Source organism: Tenacibaculum sp. 1B UA, assembly GCF_033978845.1.
Lineage (GTDB): Bacteria > Bacteroidota > Bacteroidia > Flavobacteriales > Flavobacteriaceae > Polaribacter.
This window is the reverse complement of record NZ_JAKVUA010000001.1, coordinates 164,422-187,918: the sequence shown is the minus strand read 5'-3', so window position 1 is coordinate 187,918 and position 23,497 is coordinate 164,422. Positions and strand designations below refer to the sequence as shown.

The window sequence follows — 23,497 nt, the reverse complement described above, 5'->3', positions numbered from 1 at the left end:
TACGGAAAAAAGTAGAAAACAAATGTTCCTATCAACTCTGGAGGTAAAGCTACAAAACTTTAACAAGATGTTAAAAATCAATTTTAAGAATCGCTGTATCTTTGTTTCTCCTTAAAAATGAAATAGATGTCTCGTTGGTTAGTAACAGTTATTATAATATCAGCAATAATTATTGTGTTTGAAGCATATGCTTTTCAAGCAATAAAAACACTTACTAAAATAAAAATTATTCGTTATGGGTGGTTGTTAATAGGGTTGTTGGCATATGTGAACTTTTTTTATGTGATGTTTACTTACGATAGAAGTCATGGTCAAACAAGAGAATTTCAATGGGCGGTGGGTATGCTTTTACTTGTTTTAGTTCCTAAAGTGGTAATTTTCATATTAATGTTTGGAGAAGATGTTGTAAGATGGATTCAAAAAGGAATCTCATTTTTATCTAAAGAAGAAACTAAAGAGTTAGTAGGTAGAAGGACTTTTCTGTCAAAACTTGCTCTTGGGTTGGCAGCATTACCGTTTGCAAGTTTACTATACGGTATTTTTAAAGGGAAATATAACTACAAGGTGTTGAAGTATCAGTTAAGTTTTAAAGACTTGCCTGAGGCTTTTGATGGTTTTACAATATCTCATATTACCGATATTCATTCAGGGAGTTTTGATAATAAAGAAAAGATTAAATATGGAGTAGATTTAATTAATGAACAGGAATCTGATATGATTTTATTTACAGGTGACATCGTTAATAATTTTGCTCATGAAATGAATGATTGGGTGTCAATGTTTTCGGAATTAAAAGCACCTATGGGGAAATACTCGATATTAGGAAACCATGATTATGGTGATTATTCTGATTGGAAAACACCAGAAGATAAAATAGCAAATTTTCAAGCAGTAAAAGAGATTCATCCAAAAATAGGATTTGAGTTATTGTTGAATGAAAATCGATATATAGAAAAAGACGGAGAAAGAATTGCTTTAGTAGGTGTAGAAAATTGGGGTAAAGGATTTAATAAAGCAGGAGATTTACAATTAGCTTCTAAAGGAGTACAACAAGAGGATTTTAAAATTTTATTATCTCATGACCCAAGTCATTGGGAATATAAAGTAAAGCAAGATGATTTTAATTATCAACTTACCTTAAGTGGGCATACACATGGTTTACAGTTTGGAATTGAAATTCCTGGCTGGATTAAATGGAGTCCTTCAAAATATGTCTATAAGCAATGGGCAGGATTATATAAAGAGTTTGATAGATACATTAATGTAAATAGAGGATTTGGCTACCATGCTTTTCCTGGTAGAGTAGGGATTTGGCCAGAAATAACTGTAATTGAGTTAAAAAAAGCTTGATTTTCAGTATTTTTAAGATTTTCATAATAATTACCTAACAAAAAATTAGTAATTTTAGGCTCTTTAGTGATTAAACGTATGCAAAAGATGACAAAGTTTGGTGAAATTATAAGCATTAACAAACCTGTGTTAATCGATTTTTATGCAGATTGGAGTGAACTAGAACCTAGTTTAGATACACTTCGTGATGTAGCTGCTGCATTAGGTGACAAAGCCAAAGTAATTAAAATAGACATTAAAAAGAATGAAATTCTTGCTGATGCCTTACGTGTTAAAGGGAATCCAACTTTTATGATTTATAAAAATGGTGAGATGAAATGGCGTCAAACAGGTGAGCAAGATGCTAATACTTTAATAGGATTGGTTCAGCAGTTTGTTTAAGTGATTGCTTTAAAGTTATAACCTCTTTGCGAAAATTCTTTTAAAACTTTTGGAAGCGCATAATACAAGTTGTCGCTAGCTTTTATACTATCGTGAAAAACGATGATACTTCCGTTTTGTGCATTTTCAAGTACGTTTTGCAAACATTTTTCCTTCGTGATGCTCGAATCAAAATCTGCTGATAATACATCCCACATAAAAATTTTATAGCCACTCGCAAGAAGTTGTTTGGCTTGTTTTCTTTTTATCTTTCCGTATGGAGGACGAAATAGTTTTGTTTTTTGATCAGGTAATAAGCTTTCACATTTATTGGTGTTTTTAATATAGATTTTATTGCTGCTTTTCCAGCCGTTTAAGTGATTAAAAGTATGGTTTCCTACCGAATGCCCTTCGTTAATAATTCTTGAAAAAACAGCGGAGTGTTTTCGGATATTATCACCAATACAAAAAAAAGTAGCTTTTGCATTGAATTGGTGAAGTTGGTCAAGTACAAATTCTGTTACCTCTGGAATAGGACCATCATCAAAAGTGAGGTAAATTTCCTTTTTATCGGTAAAAAAAGACCACGTATACTTAGCAAATAGTTGTTTAAGTATACGTGGTGTTTTTGTAAAATAGAACCTCATTAAAATTAAGGTTTTATAGTATCGAGTTCTAGAGGCAATCCAGGTTCGTCTTCAGGCATTAGACGCTCAAATAAACGTGCATGAGTTAGATAATCTTCAAAAAACTTTTTACCGAAGTCTTCATCTTTGTCGTATCGAGTAATTTGCTGAACTAAGTTTTGATACATGTATAAAGTTGTTTCTAAATTATCAATAATTAAACCAATATCCTCAGTTTTAAAGGTATCGTAATAGACGAGTTTTTGTTGAAAAATAGCAGCCAAAGTTTCAGCCGTTTCACGTGCTTTATCAATATCACCTATACGATAATACAATTCTGGATATCCTAAAGAGAAATTGTAGTGATCAAAATCTTTGATAGGCATTTTGTGTAACGATAAATCTAATACATCTTTCGCTTTTACAGAATCTCCTTTTTGTAAGAATTCTTCTGATAAACGAATTAAGTTATTGCGTAATGAAATTGCATTACGCTTACTTTGCTCATCCAAGTATATTTCACCATTATTAATGGTTTTCCAATCCCATTTTTTAACATTAGCATACATTTTTCCAGGGTCGATACGTCCCATGTCAAAAATTGTTCGTCCTTTATTAGGTGTTTTAATAGGTACTAGTTTATAAGCCATTCCATCTAACTGTAGGTAATCTTTTAACCATATGTATTCTTCATCTGCATTTGCACCGCCAGTGAAATAAATAGGTCGCTTCCAATCAAAATTATTTAAGATGTCTAACATTAAAAGCCTTGCTTTTGATAAACCTCTATCATCAACAGTAATGTCAATATAATCTACCATTTTATCAGCATCTTTTTGTGCTACTAATCCAGTTTTTAAAGCATTTTCTTTGTTAACAGGAATGCGAATTTTGTTAGTTGGGTAAAATTTTTCCTTAGCCCCATCACCAGCGTCTAAATAAGTAGCATCATTATCACTAGCTATCCAACGCATAAAATCTTTTATGTTAAGTAAAGAATCCTTTAACTGTGGAAGTGGATAGTAGTATGCCATATCCAAGGTTCCGTACTTATATTGATCGTGTGTTAACTGCGACGGAATTGGGTCTGCATCATAGGTTTTCTTTTTCATTTGATCGATGTACCAATCTGTTTGAAAAAGACTTGTGTTTACTATTTTAATATCTCTACGTATACCTTCTACTTGCTGCATGTACCAAAGAGGGAACGTATCGTTGTCTCCAATAGTAAATATAATAGCGTTCGGATCACAACTTTCTAAATACGTTTGTGCATTTAGTTGTGCCAAATAACGGTCAGATCTATCATGATCATCCCAGTTTTGGAAGCCCATTAAAGTAGGAACAGCTAGTAATGAAACTACTGAAACAGCAATGGCAACTACTTTTTTAGGAGCGTATTTTTTAAAGTAATCATAAAGGGCAAGTACTCCAAAGCCAATCCAAATAGCAAACACATAAAACGAACCAACTACCGCATAATCACGTTCACGAGGTTCAAAAGGTTTTGGGTTGGTGTAAAATATAATAGCTAACCCTGTGAATAAAAAGAACAGTGTTAACACATAAAAATTCTTCTTATCTCTATTCAATTGATATAACAAACCAATAAGCCCTAAAATAAAAGGTAAAAAGAAGTAAGTATTACGACCTTTGTTGTTTTTAACATCCTCAGGTAACTTTTGTTGAGAGCCTAAGCGGGCCTCATCAATAAAATCAATACCGCTTAACCAGTTTCCATTTTCAATATCTAAATGTCCTTGAATATCGTTTTGACGACCTACAAAGTTCCACATAAAATAACGCCCGTACATATATCCAAATTGAAAATCAACCATGAATTTTATGTTTTCTAAAAACGTTGGACGTCTTTTACTTCGAGCTGGAATTCCAGCAATACTTTTGTATTGTTGCTCAGAAGCTGGATTTACCATACGAGGAATAAATCCTTTATGTTTACTTGAGTAATTAGGAAGTACGTTTTTGTATTTATTTACAATTACGTATTTACCATCTATTTTTTCATACTTAGGTTTATCGTCTTTATATGGTTTATCAGCATCTTGTTCTCTGTCGTAAGCAATAGAATAGTAATTGTCATAAAAAACATTTGCATCACCGTATTGTTCACGGTTATAATATGCTAGTAGTTCACGCGCACTTGATGGGTTATTCTCATTAATAATGGTATCAGCATTTGCACGAATTGGTAACATTAACCAAGATGAGAATCCAATCATAATAAATAACACAGAAAGCACTAAGGTATTAGCTGTAACCAAGTTCTTTTTACGCGTGTACTTTAACCCGTAAACGAACAACCCGATTAAAACAATTCCAGCAATGATGGTTCCTGAGTTATAAGGCAATCCTACTTGGTTGATAAAAAATAGTTCAGCAACACTAAAGAATTTTAAAGTAAAAGGGAATAAAAATTTAAACACAAACGCTAAAACTAGTATGGCAACTAGGGTTGCAATTGCCGTTGTTTTTATGTTGATGTCTTTATACGTTTTAAAGAAATATACCAAAACGATAGAAGGAATTACTAATAAAGATAGTATGTGAACTCCAAAAGATAACCCAACTACAAAACTGATTAATACCAACCATTTATTTCCTCTAGGAGTATTTAATTCACTTTCCCATCGTAACCCTAACCAAAATAGTAGCGCCATTAAGAAAGAAGACATAGCATACACCTCCCCTTCAACAGCACTAAACCAAAAACTATCAGAAAAAGTATAAGCTAAAGCACCAACTAATCCGCTTCCTAAAACAGCAATAGCTTCATTATTACCTAACTTACCATTTTTAAATGCCATTTTTCTGGCTAAATTGGTAATCGTCCAAAACATGAAAAGGATAGTAAAAGCACTTGCTAACCCTGACATAAAGTTGACCATTTTTGCCAACTGACTAGGGTCACTAGTAAACATAGCGAAAAAAGCACCTAACATTTGAAATAAAGGAGCTCCTGGTGGGTGTCCAACTTCTAAATTTACAGCAGTAGCAATGTACTCTCCACAATCCCATGAACTTACTGTAGGCTCAAGAGTTAAGGTATAGGTAATTAACGCTACGGCAAACGAAACCCATCCTAAAATGATGTTCCACTTTTTATAGTTAAACTCAGTCATAGTTTTTTATCTAGATATAAAGTACGAATGTATTAATTACTTATGATTTTTTACTGAAAACAAAAATATAATTTTGATGAATTCTGTGGCATAACCACCTATTTAAAGTTCTGTTAAATGAAATTTTAAAAGGTTAAAAAAGGAGTAAATGAAAAAAAGCGCAAAAAATTTGCTAAAATAAAACTTTGTTTTATATTTGCACCCGCAATAAGCAATTGGCCTATGGTGTAATGGTAACACACCGGTTTTTGGTACCGATATTCAAGGTTCGAGTCCTTGTAGGCCAACAAAATCCTTACGAACTTCGTGAGGATTTTTTTATAAAAAGTGTTTAATGATTTCTAAATATAAAACTTTGTTTTTATATTTGCACTGTAAACATTGGCCCATGGTGTAATGGTAACACACCGGTTTTTGGTACCGATATTCAAGGTTCGAGTCCTTGTGGGCCAACTAAAAAGTCTTAACTGAATAAGTTAAGGCTTTTGTCTTTTTTAATAAAAATACGTGTCAGTATTTGAGTCAGTAATATAGTAGTTTTTCGTTTAATATTATTTAGTTGAAAGTTTTAATGTAAAAAGTAATTAGTAAGTTGATAGGTGCTTTCTCGACTAAAACTACCCTGATCAATAAGTGGTGTAGGTGTCGTTTGGCATAGAATTAGCTGTTTTTTAAATACTGTGTTTCGCGGCGCTATTTATAATTAATTTAAATAAAAAATCATACATTTGTAATATGCTAAAAGAGGATAAAACACTTATAACCTTACACTCTATTTTATATATTTTGAATAGATTGGGAGGTAAATCTGACTTTTTGAAAGTATTTAAGATATTATATTTTGCTGAAATGAAACATCTTTCAAAATACGGCAGAATGTTTACCGAAAATACTTATAATGCTCTACCTAATGGGCCTGTGCCAGATTATGCTTATGAAGCGTTAAGATTTTTAAGAGGAGATGAAGGGTTTTTAGATTTTGAAGATGCACAGATTTTTAAAGAAAATTTAAGGGTTTATAATAATTATCATATAACATCACTGTCGTCGGAGGATTTAGATGAGCTTTCAATAAGTGAGATTAAATGTTTAGATGAATCAATTAATGATAATAAAGATTTGTCTTTTGGTCAATTGTCTGAAAAATCTCATGGTCCAGCATGGTCTTCAGTGCCTGTGCTTTTTAATGAAATACCTTTTGAAGAAATTGCAAAAGAAGCAAATATGAATGAAGATATGATTAAGTATGCTTTAGAGCAAAAAGACTTAAAAAGAGCCTCTTTTTTGTAAAATATGAATAAAATTTCAGATTTTCTTCCTAAAGGTAGTGAACTCAATAAAAAAACTACATATACAAGTTTAGAAAAAGGTACGGTTTTAAGAATGTTTGTTGATGATACTGATCCTCCTAAGATTAAAAGGTTCATTGTTTTGGGTCTTCATGAAAACAAAATAGCTTTAGGCACATTGTTTATTAATTCAGATTTAAATAAAAACATAAATTATTCTACAGAGCTACAAAGTTTGCAATACGAATTAAAAAGTCAAGATAATACTTTTCTAACCCATGATTCATTTGTTGATTGTTCAACTATTCAACAAAGAGAAAATGAAGATGTTTTAAAAAAAGTAAATGAAGATAATAGTAAGATAATTGGGTATTTGAACCCTGATACTTTTGAAGATATTAGAAAAACTGTTATTAAATCTGAGACGATAAGGGGTAAACATAAAAAGAGATTTGGTCTTTACGATTAGGTTTTAAAGTTACGAAGCTCCTGAAAATAAAATATTTATCTTATTTTATCTACATAGTTTAATCATTCATTTAAGAACTTTATGAGTTGTAAAAGAAGTGGTTTTTAGTTTGAAAATGTGTTTTTTGCGCTTTTTTTAATTAAAGATATCTTTTTATTTGGGTTTGTTTAATCCATTATTTTACTGGTAATCATGATGCTATTTTTTGTAACAAATTCATAAAGCAATCGTCTTCAATTAAAACACTATTATGAAACGAATTGCAACCATCTTTTTCTGTTTCTTTGTGCTAAGTTCTTTTGCGCAAAAACAAAACTTTAAAACGTTTTATCAATCTAATAAAGACAAGGCTGAGGTGTCTTTAAACATACCAAGTTTTTTTGCTAATATGTTTATCTCTGATGAAGATACAGATGAATTTGGAATTTTCTTGAAGAAATCTAAAAACTATAAAATTATGGTATTCAATAACAACATGACTTCAGTACAACAAGATTTTAAAAAGTTTGTAAGAAGAAATAATTTGAAAACTTTAGTGAAAGTAAAGGATGGAAAGGAAAGAGTTACGGTGTATTTTAGAGAAACAAAAGACCGTATTAAAGAAATTATTGTAAATGTTCACGATAAAAGTGACGAAATGGTATTACTAGGAATTAAAACCAACCTTACCATGGATGAATTATCCGCTATGGTAGAAGCCTCTACAAACAACAAAAGCATAGCTTCAAATTAAAAGACTTCTATGTTCCCTGAGCGTAGTCGAAGGGAAGTATATAGATTAGCATTATAAAAAACTCCGACTTTTAAAGTCGGAGTTTTTAAATTAATTTAGTGATACTTTTAAGCTTTCTACTACTTTTTTACTATTTCCAATAAAAATTTGGTTGTTTCCAATAAAAACAGGACGTTTTAAAAACGTGTATTCATCTAAAATATATTGTTTATAATCAGCTTCCGTTAAATGTTGATTTTTCAAATCCATTTCTCTGTATAGTTTTGCGCGCTTGTTAAATAAGCTTTCGTAGCTGTCTGTTAACTCACGCATTGATTCTAGCTGAGCAACTGTAATCGGATTGGTTTTTATTTCTTGTTTTTCAAATCCGTCAAGATTTACTTCTTTTAAAATTCTTCGGCAAGTATCACAAGTTTGTAAAAAATAAACCTTTTTCATCTATGTAACGTTTTATAATGTTTGTTATTCAATACCTTAATTTTATATGTTTGTATTAACCACATAAATTAAATATAATATACCATTAATATATTTTCATGGCTAAATAGGTATCTTTGATGTAGCTAAAATAAGTAGAAAAATGAACAAACAGTTTGAAGTTTTAAAAAGATCAAGAGACTTAGTTTTAAAAAGAATAGAAGAGTTATCATTAGAACAATTGCACATAACCCCTGAAGGATTTAACAATAACATTGCATGGAATGTAGCACATTTAGTAGTTACACAACAATTATTACATTACAAGTTATCAGGATTAAATTGTTTAGCTCCTGATGAGTTAATTGAAGGGTATAAAAAAGGAACTTTTCCAACGAAAGATTTTACCGAAGAAGAATTTGAAGAGGTAAAAGAACTATTAATTGGTTTACCAGATACCTTACAAGAAGATTTTGAAGCAGGGATTTTTACAAAATATCAAGAATACGAAACAAGTACAGGTTTTGTGATAGATTCTTTTGAAAGTGCTGTAGCTTTTAATAATCTACATGAAGGAATGCACTTAGGAATTATCATGAACTTGAGTAAATTGGTTTAAATCTCTAAAAACTTGATGTTTATTCTGAAAAAGACAATAAATGTTAACAGATGAAATTTAATACAAAAACAATTCACGGAGGTCAACAACCTGAAGAAGCTACAGGAGCAGTAATGCCTCCGATTTTTCAAACGTCAACCTATGCGCAATCAAGCCCAGGTGTGAACAAGGGATATGCGTATTCACGTTCAGCGAATCCTACGCGTACTGCTTTAGAAAACGCGTTCGCAGCTCTTGAAAATGGAACACATGGATTTGCGTTCTCTTCTGGTTTATCAGCGATTGATTGTGTGTTACGTACATTAAATCCAGGTGATGAGGTTATTGCAGGGGATGATATTTATGGTGGAACCTACAGAATGTTTACCAACATGTTTGAAAAATATGGACTGAAATTTCGATATGTTGATATGAATGAAGTAGCGAATGTAACCAACGCTATTTCTGAAAACACCAAACTTATTTGGATAGAAACACCTACCAATCCGTTAATGAAGATTGCGGATATTGAGAAAATAACAAAAGCAGTTAAAACGAAAAACGCAGCTATTGTTATAGCGGTAGATAATACTTTTGCAACACCGTATTTACAACGCCCGTTAGATTTGGGCGTTGATATCGTAATGCATTCAGCAACCAAGTATTTAGGAGGGCATTCTGATTTGGTGATGGGAGCTTTAATGACTAAAAATGCTGAGTTAGCAGAACAACTGCACTTTATTCAGTTTGCTGCGGGGGCTATCGCAGGACCTATGGATTCGTTTTTAGCACTACGTGGAGTAAAAACCTTGCATTTACGTATGCAACGTCATTGTGAAAATGGAAAAGCAGTCGCTGAATATTTATCAGCACATCCAAAAGTAAGCGAAGTATTGTATCCAGGTTTAAAAAACCATCCAAATCACGAAATCGCCAAAAAGCAGATGGGTGCTTTTGGAGGCATGGTTTCTTTTCGATTGAAAGATGAAAGTAAGCAAGCTGCTTTAGCTTTTTTAGAAAATACTCAACTATTTACATTAGCAGAATCGCTAGGAGGAGTAGAAAGCTTGGTAAGTCATCCAGTAACCATGACACATGCATCTATTCCGGAAACTGAACGTATGAAAATAGGAATTACCGATTCCTTAATTCGTTTAAGTGTTGGGGTAGAAGATATAGAGGATTTATTAGCCGATTTAGAGCAAGCACTTTCTAAATAAAAAAAACCGAAATACATTGTACTTCGGTTTTTTTCTATTCTACAAAAAGCTAAAATTATTTAGCTGCTGCATATCTTCTTTCTACTTCGTTCCAGTTGATTACTTTGAAGAAAGCTTCGATGTAATCAGGACGACGGTTTTGGTAGTTTAAGTAATAAGCATGTTCCCAAACGTCTAATCCTAAAATAGGAGTTCCGCCACAAGTAACACCTGGCATTAACGGGTTGTCTTGGTTAGGAGTAGAGCAAACTTCTACTTTTCCTCCTTTGTGTACACACAACCAAGCCCATCCTGAACCAAACTGAGTAGCAGCAGCTTTAGAAAAAGCATCGATAAAAGCTTCTTTTGAACCAAACTCAGCTTCAATAGCATCTTTTAATTCTCCAGATAAATAACCTCTATCTTCTGGGTTCATTACTGTCCAAAATAAAGAGTGGTTGTAAAAACCACCACCGTTATTACGAACACCAGCGTTGTTCATATCTAAATTCGTTAAAATGTCTTCGATAGATTTTCCTTCTAAATCAGTACCTTCAATTGCAGCATTTAATTTAGTAGTATATCCGTTGTGGTGCTTGCCATGGTGAATTTCCATAGTTCTAGCGTCTATATTTGGTTCTAAAGCGTCGTAAGCGTATCCTAATTCTGGTAAGTTAAAAGCCATAATTATTTGTTTTTTAATAGATTAATTTTTTCGTTTTTCCGAATGTAAATTTAATTCAAAAAAATAAGGCAAACAACTGTTTGCCTTATGGATAATTTATTTGAGTATAAATAATAACTATTCTTTAATAGACTGGTTTTTCCTCAGCAGAAAACTCAGTCATAAATTCTTCGGCTTTTTCCACGAGCTGATTACTTCCGCAGTAAAAAGGTACACGTTGGTGTAATTCTGTTGGTTTAATATCTAAAATACGAGTAAACCCATCAGAAGCTTTACCTCCTGCTTGCTCACAAATAAACGCCATAGGGTTACATTCATATAGTAAACGTAACTTTCCTTTAGGAGTTATGGCAGTAGCAGGATAAATATAAACTCCACCTTTTATCATATTTCTATGAAAATCTGAAACTAACGACCCTATATAACGAGCTGTGTACGGGCGATTGTCTGCTTCGTTTAATTCTTTACAGTGAATTAAGAAACGCTTCATTCCCTCTTGGAAATGCGTAAAATATCCTTCACTTACTGAGTAAATCCTACCAATCTCAGGATATTGCATGTTTGGATGCGATAAGTAAAAAGTACCAATGGCTGGATTTAACGTAAATCCATTAACACCATTACCAGTAGTAAAAACTAACATAGTTGAAGTACCATAAGCAACATAACCTGCTGCTACTTGCTCGCTACCTTTTTGTAAGAAATCTTCTTTGGTAGCAGGAGTTCCTACAGGAGAAATTCTTCTGTAAATAGAAAAAATAGTTCCTACAGAAACGTTTACATCAATGTTAGACGATCCGTCTAAAGGATCCATTAACAACACATATTTGTTTTCGTTGGCTTTGTTTTGACCTTCAACAACTACAAAATCATCTTCTTCTTCACTAGCTATACCACAAACAATCTCACGATTAATTAATGTTTGCTTGAATAAATCGTTTGCTAAAACATCTAATTTTTGTTGCGCTTCACCTTGTACATTAATATCACCAGCAGCTCCAGTAATATCAACTAATCCAGCTTTTCTAATTTCGTGGTTTACTACTTTGGCAGCTAAACGGATAGAATTTATTAAACGAGATAATTCACCAGAAGAATATTTAAAGTCTTTTTGTTTGCTGATGATAAACTCACCCAGCGTCATATGCTTGTTACTCATGTCAAATTTTTGTGTTGTGCGTACAAAGATGCCAACTTTTATTTAGTATTTTAAATTTTCAACAAAAAAATATGATGTGTTTTAATTTTTTATTTGTTTTATCAGAAAGTTTTAAGAGAGGTATCTTTACCAAAAAAATGAAGAAATGAGTTTTATTATCAGACCAGGAGAGCAAGAAGATGCTCAAGCTATATTAGATTTAATCGTTGAATTGGCTGTTTTTGAAAAAGAACCCGATGCGGTTAAAATTACGGTTGAAGACATCGTTAAAGATGGTTTTTCTGAAAAGCCGAAATTTAAAACCTTTGTAGCTGAAGAAGATACTAAGATTATAGGAATGGCGTTGTTTTATGAACGTTACTCTACATGGAAAGGGAAAGCAATTCATTTAGAAGATTTAATGGTAACTCAATCTAAAAGAGGTATTGGTGCAGGAAAAGCTTTGTATAGTGCTGTTATGGACCACGCACATAAAAATAATTGTAAAAGAGTAGCTTGGGAAGTATTAGATTGGAATACAGGAGCTGTCGATTTTTACAAAAGTACAGGAGCAACGGTATATGATGAGTGGAGAGTATGCCATATGAATGAACAAAGCTTAGAACAATTTTGTAATGAGAATATTTAAGTTTGGGGGAGCATCAGTAAAAGATGCGAATGGAGTAAAAAATGTTGCAAAAGTATTGCAACATGAAGGTACAGAAAATACGTTGGTTGTAATTTCTGCTATGGGAAAAATGACCAATGCTTTTGAGCAAGTGGTAAACGATTATTTCTACAAAAAAGAAAACCTTAAAGATTCTTTGAAATTTGTAGAAGACTTTCATCAAAATATGTTGAATGATTTATTTAGCCCAAATCATGATATATATAATAAAGTAAATCATTTATTTGGTGAATTGAGTGGGTTTATGGCTCGAAACACTTCTAAAGATTATAACTATGTGTACGATCAAATGGTTGGTTTTGGAGAATTACTTTCTACCACTATTGTAAGTGCTTATTTAATTGAAATAGAAGTAGCAAATCAATGGTTAGATGTAAGAGAATACATTAAAACCGATGGTGATTATCGTGATGCAAAAATTGATTGGGAGTTAACCCAACAGCAAATTCAAGAAAAAGTAGATGTATCTAAGCTAAATATTACGCAAGGTTTTTTAGGAGGGTTTGGAACAGAAACAACAACCTTAGGAAGAGAAGGTTCTGATTATACGGCAGGTATTTTTGCGTATTGTTTGGATGCCGATAGTGTTACTATTTGGAAAGATGTGCAAGGAGTATTAAACGCTGACCCTAGAGTGTTTTCTGAAACAGCTTTGTTACAAGAAATCTCGTATACAGAAGCTATTGAAATGGCGTTTTATGGAGCTTCGGTAATTCACCCCAAAACAATTCAACCATTAGAACAAAAAAATATTCCGTTGTATGTACGTTCGTTTGAAGATGTTACAAAATCTGGAACATGTGTTGGAAGAGGAAAAAAAATAACTCCAGAAGTTCCGTGTTTTATCGTAAAGAAGAATCAAATTTTAGTAGCTATTTCAGCAAAGGATTTTTCTTTTATGGTTGAAAATAACATTAGCGATGTTTTTAAGAAGTTACACGATTATAACTTAAAAGTAAATCTAATTCAAAACTCAGCGATTAGCTTTTCTGTTTGTATAGAGGATAAGTACAATAAGTTTGAAGATTTTTACAACGATTTAAAAGGAGCTTATAAAATAAGAGCATACAAAGGAGCCACTTTATATACAATTCGTCACTTTAATGATGAAGCAATAAAAACGATAAGAAAACGAGGAAAATCAATCATTCGTCAAATAAATACTGAAACAGCACAGTTAGTGATTCAAGAAAACATGTAAAGCTTGCAAAAAATCGATTATATTTGCAGTTATGTCAATTGATAACTATGTATGGGATTAGTAACACCTAAAGAAGTTGCAAAAGCAATAGGAACCGACAAATTTGGAGTTTTCGGAACGTTTTCGGGTTGGTTGCTGATGAAAGTTTTGCGAATTTCTACCGCCAATGAAGTTTATAATAAGCATAAGCATAAAAAAGATTTACCTTTTTTAAATGGCTTGTTAGAGGAGTTTCAGATTGAGTTTGAAATTCCAGAAGAAGATTTAAAGCGTATTCCTAAAGAAGGACCGTTTATAACAATTTCTAACCATCCGCTAGGAGGGATAGATGGTATTTTATTATTAAAACTCTTATTAGAGCACAGAGCAGATTATAAGATTATAGCAAATTTTTTATTACATAGAATAGAGCCTTTAAAGCCCTATGTAATGCCAGTAAACCCTTTTGAAAACCATAAAGACGCACAGTCAAGTGTTGCAGGAATAAAAAATGCCTTATTACATTTACAAGAAGGAAGGCCTTTAGGACTTTTTCCTGCCGGAGAAGTATCTACGTATCGTGATGGGAAGTTAATGGTGGATAAAGAATGGGAGCAAGGAGCTGTACGTTTGATAAAAAAAGCAAAAGTACCTGTAATTCCTATTTATTTTCACGCAAAAAACAGTCAACTGTTTTACACACTATCTAAAATTAGTGATACGCTGAGAACAGCAAAACTTCCGTCTGAGTTATTATCTCAAAAAAATAGAATTATTAAAGTAAGAATTGGAAAGCCAATTTCAGTAAAAGACCAAGATACGTTTCCTGAAATACCAGATTTCTACCAGTTTTTACGTAGAAAAACATACATGTTGGCGAATCCGTATGAGAAAGCATCTCCAAAGATATTGTCAACACATAATTTAAAGATTCCTAAGAAAGCCAAAAAAATTATCTCTCAAAAGTCGCCAGATTTATTTGTAAAAGAAGTTGACGCTTTACGAGAAAAAGGAAGTAGATTACTACAAAGCAAGAACTATGAGGTGTTTTTTGCTAGCGCAAAAGAAATACCAAATATTTTACATGAAATAGGGAGATTACGTGAAATTACGTTTAGAGAAGTAGGAGAAGGAACGAATAAAACTATTGATTTAGACAGATTTGATAAATATTACCACCATTTATTTTTATGGGATGACCAACAAAACAGGTTGGTAGGTGCCTATAGAATGGGATTAGGAAAAGATATTTATAAGAAACACGGAGTCAATGGCTTTTATATTCAAACTTTATTTAGAATAGAACCAGAGTTGTACCCAATGATGGAACAAACCATTGAAATGGGACGTGCTTTTATTATTAAAGAATATCAACAAAAACCAATGCCTCTTTTCTTATTATGGAAAGGAATTGTACATGTTACATTGCGTCACCCAGAATATAAATACTTAATGGGTGGGGTAAGTATTAGTAATCAGTTTTCTGAATTTTCAAAATCGTTGATGATTGAGTTTATGAAGTCACATTATTACGATCCGTATGTGGCACAATATATTCGTCCGAAGAAAGAATTTAAGGTGAAATTAAAAGATGCCGATAAAGACTTTGTATTTGATGCTACTGAGGCTGATATGCAAAAGTTTGATAAGATTATAGACGAATTGGAGCCAGGAGAATTACGTATTCCGGTATTAATTAAAAAGTATGTGAAGCAAAACGCACGTTTGGTTGCGTTTAATGTAGATCCTAAGTTTAACAACGCAATTGATGGGTTAATGTATATAAAGGTAGCAGATATACCTGAAAGTACAGTAAAACCTGTCATGGAAGAGTTTCAAGCTGAGTTAGAACGTCGTGCAGCAGAGAACTTAAATAAGTAGAGGCCAAGTTAAAAATAGCATAAACTAAAAAAGCATCGTACTATTCAGTAGTACGATGCTTTTTTAGTTTATGTAAAAGATAATTACTGTTATTTCATAAATTTACTAACTTCTCTTACAATATCGTTTCCGTTAGCAAATAGTAATAAGGCAATTAATAAGATAAATCCTGTAATTTGAGCATACTCTAAGAACTTATCACCTGGTTTTTTACCTGTAATCATTTCCCATAAAGTAAACACCACGTGACCACCGTCTAGAGCAGGAATTGGTAGTAAATTCATAAATCCTAACATGATAGATAAGAATGCTGTAATGTTCCAAAATGCTTGCCAGTTAAACTCTGAAGGGAATATACTTCCAATAGAAATAAACCCACCTAAACCTTTATAAGCACCTGTACTAGGGTTTAAAATCTTTTTCATTTGCTTAACATAGTTGGTTAAGGTTGTCCATGCTTTTTTGGTACCAGCTGGAATAGCTTCTCCAAAAGAATAAGTTTTTTCAGCTAAATTGTAATACCCTAGTTTTTCTAAATCTGTTAAAGGTAAGTTTGTAGCATAAATTCCTAGTTTTCCTTCGTCAGAAACTTTAGCAGGAATAGTAATGTTTTGGCTATTTCGTTTAACAGTAACATTTATTTCTTGTCCTTTTTTACTTTCTAAAATTACTTGAACTTGATCAAAATAAGGAGTAGAAACACCATCAATAGCGGTTATAATATCTTTCTTTTGTAACTCACTTTTGCTATTTGGAGAGTCTTCAGGAACTTGTCCAATTACAAAAGGTTGCCTGTACATTATAAAAGCTCCAGCATCTTTGCCTCTATCAACTAATTTTGAGATAAAATCTGTTGGGATCTCTTTTTCAACAACAGCTCCGTTTCTTTCTATTGTGTAATTAGTACCATTGATGAACTCTAAAGGAAGCTCTCTAAACTTCTCTATTTTTTGTCCGTCAATAGTTAAGATTTTATCTCCTGTTTCTAAACCTAAATCTTTTCCTAATTGATCTTGCACCCAAACACCATCTTTTAAGCTTTCATTTGGTAAGTATTTTTCACCATAAGCCCACATTAAGCAGATGTAAATTAAAATACCAAGTATAAAGTTTACAATAACACCACCTAACATAATAATTAAACGTTGCCATGCTGGTTTAGAACGAAATTCCCACGGTTGCGCAGGTTTTTGCATTTGTTCAGTATCCATGCTTTCATCAATCATTCCCGCAATCTTCACATAACCTCCTAACGGAATCCAACCAATACCATAAACAGTTTCTCCAACTTTCTTTTTAAATAAAGAGAATTTATAATCGAAAAACAGGTAGAATTTTTCTACTCGGGTTTTGAATAATTTGGCGGGAATAAAGTGTCCTAATTCGTGCAAAACGATTAAGAGCGATAAGCTTAAAATAAACTGTGATGCTTTTATTAAAATCTCCATAAATGGTGTTCGTCTAAATTTAAAATCTGACAAATGTACGTTTTTAACAACAGTTGTAAAAGTTTGCACGTAAGTTAGCCTTTGGTTTTAACAAAGTTTTTAGGATAGTGGTTTATAAACGCTGTTTTTAGTCGTATTTTTGTAGAAAATTTTAGTACTGTGGATATTAAATTCTTTAAAAAATCAAAAAGCACCTTAATTTTTATTTTAGTTTTTTGTGCTATTGGAGTTCCTGTTTTTTATCATTTGGTAAAAGTTGATAACAAACTGCCTATTTATAACCCTGCTGATATTAATCCTAAATTGGTGGATAGTTCTGTAAGAAACAGAACAAAAAACCATAGAGTAGGTGAGTTTTCCTTAATTAACCAGAATGGAGATACCATTACGAATGCTGACTATAAAGGAAAGATTTATATAGCCGATTTCTTTTTTACCCGTTGTCAAACTATATGTATTGCCATGGCGTATAATATGAGTGAGTTACAAGAACATTATAAAAAAGATGATGATATTATGTTTTTGTCACATTCTGTAACTCCAGTAATGGATAGCGTACCACAATTACGAAAGTATGCAACTGAAAAAGGGGTGATTGATGGAAAATGGAATGTAACTACAGGAGAAAAGAAACATATTTACAATTTAGCACGTAAGCACTATTTTGCTGTATTGGATGAAGGAGATGGCGGAGAAAGCGATTGGGTTCACACAGAGAATTTTGTGTTAATTGATAAAGAAGGACGCATAAGAGGTTCGTATGATGGAACTAAAAAAGAAAATATGCAGAAAATTATTGATGATATTACACTCCTTAAAGAAGAGTATAAAAAATAATCAATTAAGACGGTCAATAAAAAAGACACGTATGAGTTGAAAAAAAGACCTTGATGTTTTTACAAAAACATCAAGGTCTTTTGGTTAAAACGTCTTGATGAGTTTTACCTCCTATTTCCATCCCCATCAAAGTTCTTGTTTATTTCTTGTTCGGTTTTAACAACCGATACGGCTAACGATAATAACATAATTGCCATAGGTTGCCATGTTAATTCTTTTGATATAAAGGCTAAAACCAACGCTGCAACCAAAGAAATTGCTGAATACTTCATAAACTCTTTTGTGAAAAAAGCATTAGCAAATTGCCAAATAGTATCATTTTTCATAGTTTTATTAGTACGATACCCATAAATAGCATTGATTTTTTTAGGTGGAAAAAAATGAAAAACAATACTGAATAAAAAAAGCAATCCGTTTATAGAAAGCACATAATAAAATGGATTCATGGTTTATTTTTTAATAGAATTTATAATTCCTTTTAACAAGGTGTTTACGTCTGCGTTTTTGGTAAGTCCTGTACGAACAACTACCAAATCTTGACTAGGCAAAATAAACACATTTTGACCTTTATATCCGTTAAAAGAAAACATATTTTTTGGAGCATCAGGATATCTACCACCAGCATTTAACCAAATTTGTGCCCCATACCAACCATTTGAAGTAGGAGTAGGCGTTGTAGCATAGTTTACCCAGTCTTTATCAAACAAATGTTCTCCGTTCCACTCTCCGTTATGTAAGTATAACAAACCAAGTTTAGCCCAATCTCTTGCCGTTGCCCAAGCGTATGAAGAGCCTACAAAGTGGTTGCTCATATCCGTTTCAACAATCATTGAGTTCATGCCTATTTTATCAATCAAACCACTATACCAAAAATCAAGATACTCTTGGTGTGTGTTGAATTTTGTTCGTAAAATACCCGATAATAAATTGGTAGTTCCAGAAGAGTAATTCCAGGTTTTGTTTGGTTTTCCTACCAATGGTTTGTTTACTTGTACCTTGGTCATGTCTTTTTCTAAAAACAACATTTTAGTAACGTCTGAAATAGTGTTATAGTCTTCATTCCATTCCAAACCAGAATTCATTTGTAGTAAATTATGAATCATAATGTTTTTACGATTGTCGTTTTCCCACTCAGGAAATAAGTTGTTTTCTTGAACATCAATTTTTCCTTGACATTTTAAAATTCCAAACAAAGTACCTGTAATGCTTTTGGTCATAGACCAACCTAACTGCTTCGATTCTTTGGTAAAACCAGTGTCATATTTTTCAAAAATAATTTTGTCTTTATATACCACTACTACCGAGCGTGTTTGATTTCTATCATTAAAAATAGTATCAATAGTTTCGTTTAGTTTTGTATAATCAATGTTAGCGAAAATAGTGTCTTTATGATCTGCATTTCCATAAGGGAAAGGAGTGATATTATCAGGTTTTGAACGTTTTGGAGTAAGCTGAGGTTTGGTAACATCAAAATCATCAGTAACCAACACAGCACCAATACCTTCTCTGTACACAGCTTTTCTTTTTAGTAATCCATATACTGAACCTGTAGCTGATTTTTCTTCTGTATTAATTTTATCAGAAGTAATATTTATAGGAGAAAAATTGTTGTCGTTTGCATCGGTAAAAGCTAAACTTCTTCCTGCCAAAAATACTGATGAAGCGGTGTTTTTAGCAGAGTACCCAGCCAAAATATTTAACTTAGGGTAGTTGTAAAAAATAGCGATTGTTAAGGCAATTAAAACAAGTAGAAGGATTCTTTTTAAAATTTTCATGTGACAGGTTTATAGCAAATGTAAGAATTTAATTGTTTGATGTTTGTATTTGAAACGCAAGCCCTACCTTTGTGCTAAATTTGATATTTTACATGTTTAGTATAGATAAAATTCGAGCTGATTTTCCTATTTTAAATAGAGAAGTACATGGGAAAAAATTAGTGTATTTAGATAACGGAGCAACTTCGCAAACACCACAAGTAGTAATTGATGCAATTGTAGATTACTACTCTAATTACAATGCAAATATTCATAGAGGTGTACATACATTAAGTCAGGAAGCGACTGATAAGTATGAAGAAGCAAGAATTAAGGTTCAAAAACATTTCAACGCGAAACATTCGTATGAAATCATTTTAACTTCAGGTACAACACATGGAGTTAATATTGTGGCATCTGGTTTTGCATCTATTTTAGAAGAAGGAGATGAAATAATTGTTTCTGCCTTAGAACACCATTCTAACATTGTGCCTTGGCAAATGTTATGCGAAAAAACAGGAGCTATTTTAAAGGTAATTCCGATGGATGAAGATGGTTCTTTACGCATGGATATATACCACGAATTATTGAATCCAAAAACAAAATTAGTTTTTTGTAACCACGTATCGAATGCATTGGGAACAATTAACCCTATAAAAGAAATTATTCATGCTGCACATAAGCTTGGTGCTTATGTGTTGATTGATGGCGCACAAGCAGTACCGCATATAAAACCAGATGTACAGGCGTTAGATGCTGATTTTTATGTGGCTTCTGCTCATAAAATGTGCGGACCAACAGGTGTTGGAATGTTGTATGGTAAAGAAGAATTACTGAAATTGTTGCCGCCATATCAAGGAGGAGGAGAAATGATTGAAACCGTAACTTTTGAAAAAACAACCTATGCTGGGTTGCCCCATAAATTTGAAGCAGGAACACCAAATATTTGTGGAGGTATTGCTTTTGGTGTTGCTGTAGATTATATGAACTCAGTTGGTTTTTCTAATATAGAAAAACAAGAAAACGAACTGTTATCGTATGCAACGCAAGAGTTAGAAAAAATAGAAGGGTTGAAAATCTACGGAACGTCAAATAAAACATCAGTAATATCTTTTAATTTAGAAGGAATCCATCCGTATGATGTTGGAGCAATTTTAGATAAACTAGGAGTAGCGGTTCGTACAGGTCACCATTGTGCACAACCTATTATGGATTTTTATTGTATTCCAGGAACAGTGAGAGCTTCTTTTTCTTTTTATAATACGAAAGAAGAAGTAGATGTATTGGTAAACGCAGTTAAGAAAGCGCAAATGATGTTAAGTTAAAAGAATTTAGCAAAAGAATATAAAAAAGCCTCCATTTGGAGGCTTTTTTAGTTTATAATAGTTTTTTTACTAATCTCTCGACATAAATATTTGTAATACATACCAGAATAATAACATTAAAGAAGCAAACAAACCTAATGCTGCAGGAATGTAATCATCTGTAGAGAATTTGTTAACTAAGTTAGATGTTTGATATAAAATAGAACCAGCTGCTAACACACACATTCCAACAGAAAACCATAAACCTAAATTAAATCCGAATAAAGCACCAGCTACTATTAATCCGATAGCGATAAAGAATCCAACAGATAGTCCAGCTCTAATAAAAGAAAAATCCTTTTTAGTAATAAAAACGATTGATGAAATTCCAACAAACAATGATAACGTAACAATTCCGGCTTGTTTTATAACATCAAAATTATTGGTATAAGAAATAGCAATGTAAATTAAAGGGATAAAAATAAATGCTTCAGCAAAGATATACCCTGAATATGCTAAGTATTGTAAGTTTTTGTCAGAAGTTTTTAAGGCAGTACTTTCTGCATAGTTTGTAATTAACATAAAACCACCCAGTAACAATAACCATTTATAACCTTGGGTCATTGATAAGGCAAATTCAACAATCGTAGCACTTTGTAAAAATAAATATTCAAAAAAAACAAACAATAATACACCACCAGCAACATGTGCATAGGTTTTCTTGTAAAAAGCAATTCTGTCAGTTTCTGAGACTTGTGCAACAAGCACTTTTGGTTCAAATGAGTTTTCCATAATTAATTTTTTAAATACGATGTAAAGATAATTTTTTTGAAGGAACTTTAAACTTCTTTAAATACTAAAACAGCAAGTTTTTGTTACTTTTAACAAAAAATAATTTTACATTTTGAAAAACATTAAATTTCCAACTCCGCATACTATTTTATTATTAATTGCAGGGTTGGTGGCTATTCTAACATGGTTTGTACCAGCAGGTAAGTTTGATACGCTACAGTATCAGAAAAACAATAATTCATTTACGTATTCACACTTAGAGGAAGAGAAAACAATAAAAGCAAGTCAAGAAACATTAGAAGGCTTAGGAATTAAAATTCCATTAGAAAAGTTTACCAATGGTGATATTGCAAAACCAATCAGTGTACCAGGAACGTATACTCAGCTAGACCCAAAACCACAGGGTTTTTTAGACTTTTTTAAATCGCCAATAAAAGGAATCATTCAATCGTCAGATATTATTTTATTTGTCCTTATTTTAGGAGGAATTATAGGAATAATGAATTTCACAGGTGCTTTTGATGCTGGAATAGCTTGGTTAGCAAAAACATTGAAAGGAAAAGAGTACTGGCTTATATTTGTGGTAACGACCTTAATAGCTGTGGGAGGTACAACTTTTGGGTTGGCAGAAGAAACCATCGCCTTTTATCCAATACTAATCCCCATATTTTTAGCAGCAAAATACGATGCTATAGTAGCTTTAGCTTGTGTGTATATTGGGTCATCTATAGGTACAATGTGTTCAACGGTGAATCCGTTTAGTGTTATTATTGCTTCAGATGCAGCAGGAATTAATTGGACTACTGGTTTTACAGGGAGGTTGTTAATGCTAATTGGAGGAGTTATTATTTGTGTAATTTATATTTTACGTTATGCAAACAAAGTTCAAAAAGACCCAACAAAATCCATTATTTACGATCAAAAAGAAATGATTGAAAGTCTTTTTGGCAGTTCAACATCAAGTACACATAGCTTAACAGGTAGACTACGAATTATACTAACCATTTTTACCATGTGTTTTGTAATTATGATTTATGGAGTATCTCGTTTAGGATGGTGGTTTGAAGAAATGACTGTGGTGTTTTTAATAGGTGCTATTTTAATAGGTTTTTTAGCTAAGATGAAAGAAGAAAACTTTGTAAACACGTTTATTAAAGGAGCAGGAGATTTATTAGGAGTTGCTTTTATTATCGGTATTGCACGAGGGGTTTCCGTATTAATGGAACAAGGATTGATAAGTGACACAATTTTGCAACACGCAAGCGAGTTTACTACAGGAATGCCTAAAGGAATTTTTGCCAATGTAATGTTATTCATTTATTCAGGACTATCATTTTTTATTCCAAGTTCATCAGGAATGGCAGTATTAACAATGCCCATCATGTCTCCGTTGGCAGATACTGTTGGAGTAGGTAGAGAAGTAATTGTAAATACGTATCAATATGGTATGGGGTTGTTTGCTTTTATCAATCCAACAGGCTTAATTTTAGCATCTTTAGCCATTGTGAAAGTAGGATATGATAAATGGTTAAAGTTTGTAATTCCGTTAGTAATTATCTTAACAATTTTTACAATGCTAGTTTTAACCGCTCAAGTATACCTGTAAAGA

Annotated in this window: 22 protein-coding genes and 2 tRNA genes; 15 read left to right on the top strand and 9 right to left on the bottom strand. The window is 32.3% G+C overall.

The window, feature by feature from the left end; translation table 11 throughout:
• The first annotated feature begins 126 nt into the window (after positions 1-126).
• The gene (locus MK851_RS00925; protein ID WP_320240690.1) at positions 127-1,350 is read left to right on the top strand and encodes a metallophosphoesterase; all 1,224 of its coding nucleotides are present in this window, start codon (positions 127-129) and stop codon (positions 1,348-1,350) included.
• 87 nt (positions 1,351-1,437) lie between these two features.
• A complete protein-coding gene (locus MK851_RS00920) occupies positions 1,438-1,731 on the top strand; it encodes a thioredoxin family protein (protein ID WP_099215056.1) in 294 nt (97 codons plus the stop codon).
• Here MK851_RS00920 and MK851_RS00915 read toward each other — a convergent pair.
• Positions 1,728-2,357 (bottom strand): polysaccharide deacetylase family protein, encoded by a 630-nt coding sequence (locus MK851_RS00915; protein ID WP_320240684.1) that lies wholly within the window; start codon positions 2,355-2,357, stop codon positions 1,728-1,730. The two genes, MK851_RS00920 and MK851_RS00915, sit on opposite strands and share 4 nt — an antisense overlap.
• A 5-nt stretch (positions 2,358-2,362) precedes the next feature.
• Positions 2,363-5,476 carry a DUF2723 domain-containing protein gene (locus tag MK851_RS00910; protein ID WP_320240682.1) on the bottom strand — a complete coding sequence of 1,038 codons (3,114 nt, stop codon included), beginning with the start codon at positions 5,474-5,476 and terminating at the stop codon, positions 2,363-2,365.
• 216 nt (positions 5,477-5,692) lie between these two features.
• Here MK851_RS00910 and MK851_RS00905 point away from each other — a divergent pair.
• The 5 genes from MK851_RS00905 to MK851_RS00885 all read left to right on the top strand — a co-directional run bounded on the left by MK851_RS00905 (position 5,693) and on the right by MK851_RS00885 (position 7,967).
• Positions 5,693-5,763: transfer RNA gene (locus MK851_RS00905), tRNA-Gln, on the top strand.
• Positions 5,764-5,858: 95 nt separating this feature from the next.
• Positions 5,859-5,929 (top strand) — tRNA-Gln (locus MK851_RS00900).
• A gap of 282 nt (positions 5,930-6,211) precedes the next feature.
• Entirely contained in the window at positions 6,212-6,766 is a 555-nt protein-coding gene (locus MK851_RS00895) for a Panacea domain-containing protein (RefSeq protein WP_320240681.1), read from the top strand.
• Positions 6,767-6,769: 3 nt separating this feature from the next.
• The gene (locus tag MK851_RS00890; protein ID WP_320240679.1) at positions 6,770-7,234 is read left to right on the top strand and encodes a hypothetical protein; all 465 of its coding nucleotides are present in this window, start codon (positions 6,770-6,772) and stop codon (positions 7,232-7,234) included.
• A gap of 250 nt (positions 7,235-7,484) precedes the next feature.
• Positions 7,485-7,967 carry a DUF4252 domain-containing protein gene (locus tag MK851_RS00885; RefSeq protein WP_320240677.1) on the top strand — a complete coding sequence of 161 codons (483 nt, stop codon included), beginning with the start codon at positions 7,485-7,487 and terminating at the stop codon, positions 7,965-7,967.
• Positions 7,968-8,057: 90 nt separating this feature from the next.
• Here the strand turns inward: MK851_RS00885 and MK851_RS00880 are convergent, their stop codons facing one another.
• Positions 8,058-8,405: an arsenate reductase family protein gene (locus tag MK851_RS00880; protein ID WP_320240675.1), complete on the bottom strand. Its 348-nt coding sequence runs from the start codon at positions 8,403-8,405 to the stop codon at positions 8,058-8,060.
• A gap of 142 nt (positions 8,406-8,547) precedes the next feature.
• On the opposite strand from MK851_RS00880, the gene MK851_RS00875 reads away from it, so the two are divergent.
• Both MK851_RS00875 and MK851_RS00870 read left to right on the top strand, forming a co-directional pair.
• Entirely contained in the window at positions 8,548-9,003 is a 456-nt protein-coding gene (locus MK851_RS00875) for a DinB family protein (RefSeq protein WP_320240673.1), read from the top strand.
• Positions 9,004-9,053: 50 nt separating this feature from the next.
• A complete protein-coding gene (locus tag MK851_RS00870; RefSeq protein WP_320240671.1) occupies positions 9,054-10,202 on the top strand; it encodes a cystathionine gamma-synthase in 1,149 nt (382 codons plus the stop codon).
• A gap of 55 nt (positions 10,203-10,257) precedes the next feature.
• Here MK851_RS00870 and MK851_RS00865 read toward each other — a convergent pair whose 3' ends face one another.
• Positions 10,258-10,866, bottom strand: coding sequence for a superoxide dismutase (locus MK851_RS00865; protein ID WP_115899490.1), 609 nt, complete (start codon positions 10,864-10,866; stop codon positions 10,258-10,260).
• A gap of 124 nt (positions 10,867-10,990) precedes the next feature.
• Positions 10,991-12,025 (bottom strand): class 1 fructose-bisphosphatase, encoded by a 1,035-nt coding sequence (fbp, locus tag MK851_RS00860; protein WP_320240668.1) that lies wholly within the window; start codon positions 12,023-12,025, stop codon positions 10,991-10,993.
• A 145-nt stretch (positions 12,026-12,170) separates the two neighbouring features.
• Here fbp and MK851_RS00855 point away from each other — a divergent pair, with 145 nt between their 5' ends.
• Genes MK851_RS00855 through MK851_RS00845 form a run of 3 tightly spaced genes read left to right on the top strand, consistent with a single transcriptional unit; the run spans position 12,171 to position 15,753 of the window.
• Entirely contained in the window at positions 12,171-12,653 is a 483-nt protein-coding gene (locus tag MK851_RS00855; RefSeq protein WP_320240667.1) for a GNAT family N-acetyltransferase, read from the top strand.
• Positions 12,640-13,893: an aspartate kinase gene (locus MK851_RS00850; protein WP_320240666.1), complete on the top strand. Its 1,254-nt coding sequence runs from the start codon at positions 12,640-12,642 to the stop codon at positions 13,891-13,893. The genes MK851_RS00855 and MK851_RS00850 overlap by 14 nt, the downstream gene beginning before the upstream one ends.
• Before the next feature lie 51 nt (positions 13,894-13,944).
• Complete coding sequence (locus tag MK851_RS00845; protein WP_303505866.1) at positions 13,945-15,753, top strand: lysophospholipid acyltransferase family protein; 1,809 nt, start codon at positions 13,945-13,947, stop codon at positions 15,751-15,753.
• Positions 15,754-15,842: 89 nt separating this feature from the next.
• Here the strand turns inward: MK851_RS00845 and rseP are convergent, their stop codons facing one another.
• The gene (gene rseP / locus MK851_RS00840; protein WP_320241264.1) at positions 15,843-17,201 is read right to left on the bottom strand and encodes an RIP metalloprotease RseP; all 1,359 of its coding nucleotides are present in this window, start codon (positions 17,199-17,201) and stop codon (positions 15,843-15,845) included.
• Positions 17,202-17,360: 159 nt separating this feature from the next.
• On the opposite strand from rseP, the gene MK851_RS00835 reads away from it, so the two are divergent.
• On the top strand, positions 17,361-18,038 hold the full coding sequence (locus tag MK851_RS00835; protein WP_303505861.1) for an SCO family protein: 678 nt from the start codon (positions 17,361-17,363) through the stop codon (positions 18,036-18,038).
• Positions 18,039-18,142: 104 nt separating this feature from the next.
• On the opposite strand, the gene MK851_RS00830 is transcribed toward MK851_RS00835, so the two are convergent.
• Positions 18,143-18,484 carry an SdpI family protein gene (locus tag MK851_RS00830; RefSeq protein WP_303505859.1) on the bottom strand — a complete coding sequence of 114 codons (342 nt, stop codon included), beginning with the start codon at positions 18,482-18,484 and terminating at the stop codon, positions 18,143-18,145.
• Positions 18,485-18,487: 3 nt separating this feature from the next.
• Positions 18,488-19,813 carry a serine hydrolase gene (locus MK851_RS00825; protein WP_320240662.1) on the bottom strand — a complete coding sequence of 442 codons (1,326 nt, stop codon included), beginning with the start codon at positions 19,811-19,813 and terminating at the stop codon, positions 18,488-18,490.
• Between the two features lie 92 nt (positions 19,814-19,905).
• On the opposite strand from MK851_RS00825, the gene MK851_RS00820 reads away from it, so the two are divergent.
• A complete protein-coding gene (locus MK851_RS00820; RefSeq protein WP_320240660.1) occupies positions 19,906-21,117 on the top strand; it encodes a cysteine desulfurase in 1,212 nt (403 codons plus the stop codon).
• 69 nt (positions 21,118-21,186) lie between these two features.
• Here the strand turns inward: MK851_RS00820 and MK851_RS00815 are convergent, their stop codons facing one another.
• Positions 21,187-21,888: a Bax inhibitor-1 family protein gene (locus MK851_RS00815; RefSeq protein ID WP_303505853.1), complete on the bottom strand. Its 702-nt coding sequence runs from the start codon at positions 21,886-21,888 to the stop codon at positions 21,187-21,189.
• 112 nt (positions 21,889-22,000) lie between these two features.
• Here MK851_RS00815 and MK851_RS00810 point away from each other — a divergent pair, with 112 nt between their 5' ends.
• On the top strand, positions 22,001-23,494 hold the full coding sequence (locus MK851_RS00810; protein ID WP_320240657.1) for a YfcC family protein: 1,494 nt from the start codon (positions 22,001-22,003) through the stop codon (positions 23,492-23,494).
• Positions 23,495-23,497: the final 3 nt, after the last annotated feature.